The organism is Parendozoicomonas sp. 2304DJ65-17 (genome assembly GCF_058148445.1).
Map to the genome: position 1 here is coordinate 1 of NZ_JBYVJV010000163.1, position 230 is coordinate 230.

The 230-nt window shown below is 50.9% G+C and carries 1 protein-coding gene; it reads right to left on the minus strand.

What is annotated here, in order from left to right; genetic code table 11:
- Positions 1-59: 59 nt before the first annotated feature.
- A partial coding sequence (locus ACY2RR_RS24895) for a D-aminoacyl-tRNA deacylase (RefSeq protein WP_490110883.1) occupies positions 60-230 on the minus strand: 171 nt, incomplete at its 5' end.

Sequence of the window (230 nt, forward strand, 5' to 3'; positions counted from 1 at the left end):
AATTGAATACTGTTTGCTGTAGCAAGCCCCCATACAGGCAGACTTGCCGCTTCAGAGTATCAGGCTTCCAACAAGAATGTCACCGGCCCATCGTTGAGCAGAATGACTTTCATATCTGCACCAAAGCTGCCGGTGGCAATTTTAGAGTGCCTCTCCTTTGCCATCCCTACCAACTGGTCATAAAGCTCTTCGCCAAGCGCCGGTGATGCTCCAGAACTGAAACTTGGGCG